Source organism: Anaerococcus sp. NML200537 (assembly GCF_026131715.1).
GTDB lineage: Bacteria > Bacillota > Clostridia > Tissierellales > Peptoniphilaceae > Anaerococcus > Anaerococcus kampingae.
In genome coordinates, this window is sequence record NZ_JAMXSL010000061.1 from 1 (window position 1) to 6,827 (window position 6,827).

Consider the following 6,827-nt stretch of genomic DNA (forward strand, 5'->3'; position numbering starts at 1 on the left):
TTACTAACCCTATTTTTAATCTTAAACTTTAGGGTGCTTTTTCATGCTTATTTTTATTCAGTTTTTATCAATATCATTACTTATATTTTCTTTGTTTCACCTCTTGACTTTTAATAGTTAGTCTTTCAATATAAAAAGGCGGTAGCGCTTAATAGGACGAATTATCGCGTTACCACCTAAATTTCTTTATAAAAAGACTCTCTTTTGCATTTATGCATGCTACACTAACATATACGAAAACAACCTTCACCTAGTCCTAAGTAAGATTTACACCGACCATCTTCTCTCTAAGCTTATTTCTAGACTACTCCTTTTTCATTGTTAATATTTGATTTAATAGTCTTATTATATTTATCTTTGCCAAAATGTCAATATATAGACCTTTTAGAAAAAAACACTTTATGAAAACGATAGCTTTGATACGGTAAATTAATTTTAATAATTTTTTTACTAGACAAATCTACGAAAATGAATATAATTTAATATATATCAATAAAAATTTTCAGACTTAATGAAAATATTTTCATTATTTGATTTTTTTTGTTATAATATATTTAGAGTCTTGGTGTAGGAGTAATTATGGATTTAAAAATTTACCTTATATCAGATGGCGGTGCTTATCTATTAAAAGATATAGTTAATAGTACCATGAGTCATTTTGATGCCAAATACAAAATAGAAGTATTTGACAATCTAAATAACTTATCAAAGCTAAATGATATACTAGGTGTAATTAAAAGTTCTAACAATTCAATAATTTATCACTCTTTTAGAGACTCTAAGATGAATGCCTATGTCAAAAATTTCTGTAAGGCTCATGAAATTAATAGCATTGAGCTTATGGATTATTCAATTAATTCCATGGCCAAGATTCTTGGTGAAAATCCTCACGAAGAATCTAATTTCATTGACCCTACTGAATTTCTCCATACTAGGAGGATGGATGCCCTAGATTTTGCTATAAAATATGATGATGGTCAAGATTTTAGGGGCCTTGAACATTGCGACATAGCTATCATAGGAGTTTCAAGATCGTCAAAAACTCCCCTATCCATGTATATGGCTAGTAAGGGATACAAAGTTAGTAACATCCCCTTGCTTATAGATTCAAAAGTCCCTCAGGCGCTTTTTGAAATTGACCCAAGTAAAATTTTCGGTCTAACTATTGACAAGGATGTACTTAAAAAAATCAGAGAAGAAAGGCTAAAATCACTCAATCTTTCAGTAGACTCTCTCTACTCTTCTAAGGAGCGTATCAAAAACGAGATCGATTACGCACTTGAATTAATGAATGATTTGGGATGTACGATAATCGATGTCACTTACAGATCTATAGAAGAAACTTCGGAACTTATAATTGATTATTTAAATCAAAATAAAGAAAGGGAAAAATTATGAGCACAAAATACGTTTATAACTTCGATGAAGGCGATAAGTCAATGAGAAGCCTTCTAGGCGGTAAGGGAGCAAACCTTGCAGAAATGACCAACATGGGAATCAATGTTCCTTATGGTTTCTCAGTAACAACAGAAGCATGTATCAGATACTACAAAGAAGATAAAAAACTTTGGGATGAATTAAATGCTGAAATCACTGAACATATTAAAGACCTAGAAAAACACAATGGCAAAACTTTTGGTAATAACGAAGATCCTCTTCTAGTATCAGTTAGATCTGGTGCACCTATATCAATGCCAGGTATGATGGATACTATCCTAAACTTAGGTCTTAACGATGTTGCTGTTAAGGGTCTTGAAAATAAAACTCAAAACAGAAGATTTGCTTACGACTCTTACAGAAGATTTATTCAAATGTTTGCTGATGTTGCAATGGGACTTGATAAAAATAAATTTGAAGAAGTTCTAACAGCCAAGAAAAATGAAAAAGGCGTTGCAACTGACCATGACCTTACAGCCGAAGATTTTGTAGATGTAGTTGATAAATATAAAGTGGTTTATAAAGAACTTGCTGGCGAAGAATTCCCACAAGATCCTAGAAAACAATTAGACCTTGCTATTGCTGCAGTATTTTCTTCATGGAATAACGACAGGGCGATCCTTTACAGAAAATTAAACGATATTGATGATAAAATGGGTACAGCTGTTAACGTTCAATCAATGGTATTTGGTAACATGGGCGAAACAAGCGGTACTGGTGTAGCCTTCTCTAGAAACCCAGCTACAGGAGAAAACGTTCTATATGGTGAATACCTAATGAACGCTCAAGGTGAAGACGTTGTTGCAGGTGTTCGTACTCCAGAACCAATCAGCCATCTAAAAGACTTAATGCCTGAAGTATATGATGAATTTGCAAACACAGCTCAAACTCTTGAGAAACACTATAAAGATATGCAAGATATGGAATTTACTATCCAAGATGGTAAACTCTATTTATTACAAACTAGAAATGGAAAAAGAACTGCCCAAGCTGCAGTCCAAGTAGCTGTAGATATGGTAGAGGAAGGCTTAGTTGACGAAAAAGAAGCCCTATTAAGAGTTAACCCACAAGACTTAGACGGACTTCTCCACCCTACCTTCACTCAAGCAGCTGTAGATAAAGCTGAAGCCCTAACAGTAGGTCTTGCAGCATCACCAGGAGCTGCAGTAGGTAAGATAGCTTTCTCTGCACCAGAAGCTGCAAAAAGAGCAAAAGATGGTGAAACTGTAATCCTTGTACGTGAGGAAACAAGCCCAGAAGACCTAGAAGGTATGGTATCAGCTGTTGGTATCCTTACTGCAAGAGGCGGTATGACATCACACGCTGCAGTAGTAGCAAGAGGTATGGGTAAATGCTGTGTATCTGGTGCTTCAGATATCCACGTAAACGAACTTGAACATACCCTAAGAGTAGGCGATGTAGTTTTAACAGATCAAGATACAATTTCAATAGATGGTTCAACAGGTGCAATCTATGCAGGAGCTCTTGAGACCCAACCACCACAAATGCACGGAGCATTTGGAACATTCATGGAATGGGTAGATAAATATAGAGATATGAAAGTTAGAACAAATGCCGATACACCAAGAGATGCAAAACAAGCTCTAGAATTTGGCGCTGAAGGTATCGGTCTATGTAGAACAGAACACATGTTCTTTGCTGATGATAGAATCTTCCAAGTTAGAAAGATGATCCTAGCTTCTGATCTTGAAACAAGACAAGCAGCTCTAGATAAAATCCTTCCAATGCAAGAAGAAGACTTCTATCAAATCTACAAACTAATGGAAGAAAGACCAGTAACTGTAAGACTTCTTGACCCACCACTTCACGAATTCCTACCAAAGGGAGAAAAAGAAATCGCTGACCTTGCCCTAGAATTAAAGATGCAACCAGCAAGAATTCACGAAAGAATTTCTGAACTTCAAGAAGTAAACCCAATGCTAGGTTTCAGAGGCCTAAGACTTGGTGTAATCTATCCAGAAATCTCAAGAATGCAAGCAAGAGCAATCATGCAAGCAGCTATTAGACTAAATAAAGAAGGCATAAAAGTAGTTCCAGAAATCATGATCCCACTTTCATCAGATGTACACGAACTTGCTTACGTAAAAGATATAGTTGTAAAAGAAATTGAAAAAGTATTTGAAGAACAAGGCATGGAAATTGACTACCTACTAGGTACCATGATTGAAATCCCAAGAGCAGCTATAACAGCAGATGAAATCGCCCAAATTACTGACTTCTTCAGTTTCGGTACAAACGACCTTACACAAATGACCTTCGGTCTATCAAGAGATGACGCAGGTAAATTCCTACCAGCTTACATCGAAAAAGATATCCTAGAAAAGGATCCATTCCAAGTACTAGATCAAAAAGGCGTTGGCTTCTTAGTAGAAACAGCTGTAGAAAAAGGATCCAAAGCAAATCCTGCCCTACACCTTGGTATCTGTGGTGAACACGGTGGAGAACCAAATACAGTTAAATACCTATACAATGTAGGTCTTGACTATGTATCATGCTCACCATTTAGAATTCCAATAGCTAAACTTGCAGCAGCTCAAGCAGCAATCGAAAAAAATAAATAAGCTATAAAAATTATCTCCGGTTAGAATTCCTAATCGGAGATTTTTTTATAAAAAATTTGCAATTTTTATATTCTTAGGATAAAATCTTCAAATAATCCAAAAGGAGAATTTATGGAAAAATTTAAAAAATTTAAAGTAATAGATGGAGCTCAGCTTAAATATATAGCCTTTGCTTCAATGTTTATAGACCATTTTAATAAAGCAATCATAACACCATTTTTGACTGGGTCTGGTCCCCTAGTTATTCTTACAACTATCTTTGATATCCTAGGCAGAATTGCCTTTCCAATCTTTGCCTTTATGATAGTGGAAGGATTTTTTAAAACTAAATCACGCTGGAAATATTTAAGGAATCTCTTAATTTTTGCGGTGATTTCAGAAATCCCTTACGATATGTTCCAATCAGCTGAGTTTGTAAATACCTGGTCACAAAATATTCTATGGGGTCTTGCCCTTGGACTTTTTACCATAATGGTAATTGATAGGCTAAAAGAAAGCATAAAAAATAGACCTCTTTGGGTCATCGTATCGCTAATTCTTGTAGCTCTGTCATGTCTAGGATCCATGCTAATCTCATCAGACTATGAGTATTATGCAATTATAACCATCTACCTATATTATGTTTTCTATGATAAGAGAGTCCTAGCATCAGTTCTTTCCTACCTAGTAATCATCAAGGAAATCTACGCCATCCTCGGTTTTGCAACCGTACTTTTATATAATGGAGAAAAAGGCAAACAAAATAAAATATTTAACTACCTATTTTACCCAGTCCATCTTTTAATTTTTGGAATAATAAGGATGGCCTTTAAAATCTAAAAGACAGCTTAATTTATTTAAGCTGCCTTTTTATTTTGTGTTTTTTATTTTATAAGACTTTATTAGAGAAATAGAATTTATAACAATTGAAAGGGCCACACATATCCAAAGAGCCTTAGAAATAGTTGGCATGGTATCCATAAGTCCTGCCCAGTCTTCTTTTATAATCCTTCCTGCCCCATCGGCATAAAAAGCACATACAGTTAGACTTGTAAAAGATAAAGACAAAAACCTAAAAAAATCCGAAGAGTTTTTGAAATTCATTATATTTAAAATGGCAGTAATTATTGCAGCTGCACCAAAAATTAACCACATTAGTAAGCTTCCTTTTTTATATATTTCTTAACAATTATACCAAAATATATTGACATAAAAATAGAAATAAGACCTGATATAATTCTCTTCGTTACACCCATTTCTGTCGCAAAAATCGCATAGGCAAAGAGTGTTAAAATCGCAATTGTATATAAAAATAAGACAATCCCCCTAGTTGCTATTTTAACTGTAGTTGAATTTTTATCTTCAAAAGATTTTCTTAATACAAAATAGAAAAATCTAATGAAAACTGTTAGTAGTAATAAATAGAGTGCTTTTCCTAAAATTTCCATAATAAATCCTTTCTTATAAATATAGTAATTTTAAACTTTTAAGAACCAATACAATTAAGAATAAAATACTTCTTTATTAGTTCTATCTATCGCTATTTTTCATCACTTTCTAGTTCAACTTCTAAAACCAAGCCTGATAAGTCTTTTTTGAGTCCAGATTTTATTTCTTCCTTCCACTGACTTGAAACAGTTAGATCTTTTGAATAAGTTGAATAAGATTCAAATATACTTAGAGGCTCACCCGCCTTAAGAACTCCTCCATCAGTCCAGGTATAGGCATTTGTTCTTTTATCTATGAAAATCCTATCTCCAAAGTATGCTCCTGATATTAAAGAGATTTTTTTATCTGATATTTCATAAAGGTTTAGGTTATTTGAAGTGATAGCGACCCCTAGCTTTTTACCCTCATCTATATTTGGAAGTTCAATATCAAAAATATCATCTTCATTTCCCTTATCATAAATTTTTAATTTTAGACGAAGGTTGGCATCCTTATCTCCCTTAAATGAATAAACATTGGCTCCAAAATCAACCAAATCTCCGCCATCAAAACCAACCCTTAGGTCAAGGTCGAAATCTTCTTTTATAAGCTTAACCTCTCCAGGATTTTGACTTTCAACCTTACAAGCCCCTAAAATTAGTATTAGAAATAAACTTAATAATACATTTCTCTTTTTCATTTTTTTCTCCTAAATATGGAATTTACTTTTCTTTTTTATCTAGTATAAGTTCAAAGGCTAAAATCTTGAGGTCCTTATCTTCTTCAGTCATTTTTCTAAGGTCTTCTTTTGTGATATTTTTTATATCAATATCCTTATCATCCTTAGACATCCCAACAAAGAGGATAGTTGATTCCTTATCTTTTATATCAGCTTGGTCTAGCCAATAAGTCTTGTTAAAATAGTCCTTGTCCATAGCGGAATCTGACTTAAAACTTGCCGCATAATTTACTTTATCTCCTTCTATCCTAAAGTCAGTATAGGAATTTTCATTAAAACCAATACCAAGCAAAGAATTTTCTTTAGCATCAATTAAATGTCCATGTACAAAGTCAGAAACTTCCCCGTCTTTTATAGAAAATAGTTTCATTTCTAGCTTTTTTATATCCGGTCCTTCGAGGGAGTAAGTATTGTAGGAAAGGTCTAATTTCTTTTCTTCGCCGAAATATTCCACAACATCTACATCAGTCTTAGCCTGGCTTATTTTTACACCCTCTTCTATATTAGCTTCCTTATTGCAGCCTGTAAAAGCAAGGGCTAAGGCACATATCAGTAAAAACTTTTTCATCTCATCCTCCTTTATCTTGTTACTTATATAATACCCAAAATTTTTTTAAAAAAAGGATGTCCTAAATAATTCAAAAAAAGCGGCAGGAGCCGCT

7 protein-coding genes are annotated in these 6,827 nt (G+C 33.7%); 3 read left to right on the plus strand and 4 right to left on the minus strand.

Annotated elements, in window-relative coordinates:
* The first annotated feature begins 579 nt into the window (after positions 1 to 579).
* From NH288_RS10965 to NH288_RS10975, 3 genes are all read left to right on the plus strand, one after another.
* Complete coding sequence (locus NH288_RS10965; protein WP_265215330.1) at positions 580 to 1,398, plus strand: pyruvate, water dikinase regulatory protein; 819 nt, start codon at positions 580 to 582, stop codon at positions 1,396 to 1,398.
* The gene (ppdK, locus tag NH288_RS10970; RefSeq protein ID WP_265215332.1) at positions 1,395 to 4,019 is read left to right on the plus strand and encodes a pyruvate, phosphate dikinase; all 2,625 of its coding nucleotides are present in this window, start codon (positions 1,395 to 1,397) and stop codon (positions 4,017 to 4,019) included. The genes NH288_RS10965 and ppdK overlap by 4 nt, the downstream gene beginning before the upstream one ends.
* Before the next feature lie 111 nt (positions 4,020 to 4,130).
* Complete coding sequence (locus NH288_RS10975; RefSeq protein WP_265215334.1) at positions 4,131 to 4,838, plus strand: conjugal transfer protein TraX; 708 nt, start codon at positions 4,131 to 4,133, stop codon at positions 4,836 to 4,838.
* A 30-nt stretch (positions 4,839 to 4,868) separates the two neighbouring features.
* On the opposite strand, the gene NH288_RS10980 is transcribed toward NH288_RS10975, so the two are convergent.
* The 4 genes from NH288_RS10980 to NH288_RS10995 form a co-directional block, all read right to left on the minus strand.
* Positions 4,869 to 5,153 (minus strand): hypothetical protein, encoded by a 285-nt coding sequence (locus NH288_RS10980; protein ID WP_265215336.1) that lies wholly within the window; start codon positions 5,151 to 5,153, stop codon positions 4,869 to 4,871.
* Positions 5,153 to 5,446 carry a hypothetical protein gene (locus NH288_RS10985; protein ID WP_265215338.1) on the minus strand — a complete coding sequence of 98 codons (294 nt, stop codon included), beginning with the start codon at positions 5,444 to 5,446 and terminating at the stop codon, positions 5,153 to 5,155. Before NH288_RS10985 ends, NH288_RS10980 begins: the two co-directional genes overlap by 1 nt.
* Positions 5,447 to 5,538: 92 nt before the next feature.
* Positions 5,539 to 6,126, minus strand: a complete 588-nt coding sequence (locus tag NH288_RS10990; RefSeq protein WP_265215339.1) for a hypothetical protein — start codon at positions 6,124 to 6,126, stop codon at positions 5,539 to 5,541.
* A gap of 22 nt (positions 6,127 to 6,148) precedes the next feature.
* The gene (locus tag NH288_RS10995) at positions 6,149 to 6,733 is read right to left on the minus strand and encodes a hypothetical protein (RefSeq protein WP_265215340.1); all 585 of its coding nucleotides are present in this window, start codon (positions 6,731 to 6,733) and stop codon (positions 6,149 to 6,151) included.
* Between the last annotated feature and the right edge of the window lie 94 nt (positions 6,734 to 6,827).

Excerpts from the sequence above, each read along its gene's own strand:
- ppdK (WP_265215332.1), top strand. The coding sequence starts at position 1,395 with ATGAGCACAAAATACGTTTATAACTTCGATGAAGGCGATAAGTCAATG.
- NH288_RS10980 (WP_265215336.1), bottom strand. The coding sequence starts at position 5,153 with ATGTGGTTAATTTTTGGTGCAGCTGCAATAATTACTGCCATTTTAAAT.
- NH288_RS10975 (WP_265215334.1), top strand. The coding sequence starts at position 4,131 with ATGGAAAAATTTAAAAAATTTAAAGTAATAGATGGAGCTCAGCTTAAA.
- NH288_RS10965 (WP_265215330.1), top strand. The coding sequence starts at position 580 with ATGGATTTAAAAATTTACCTTATATCAGATGGCGGTGCTTATCTATTA.
- NH288_RS10990 (WP_265215339.1), bottom strand. The coding sequence starts at position 6,126 with ATGAAAAAGAGAAATGTATTATTAAGTTTATTTCTAATACTAATTTTA.
- NH288_RS10985 (WP_265215338.1), bottom strand. The coding sequence starts at position 5,446 with ATGGAAATTTTAGGAAAAGCACTCTATTTATTACTACTAACAGTTTTC.
- NH288_RS10995 (WP_265215340.1), bottom strand. The coding sequence starts at position 6,733 with ATGAAAAAGTTTTTACTGATATGTGCCTTAGCCCTTGCTTTTACAGGC.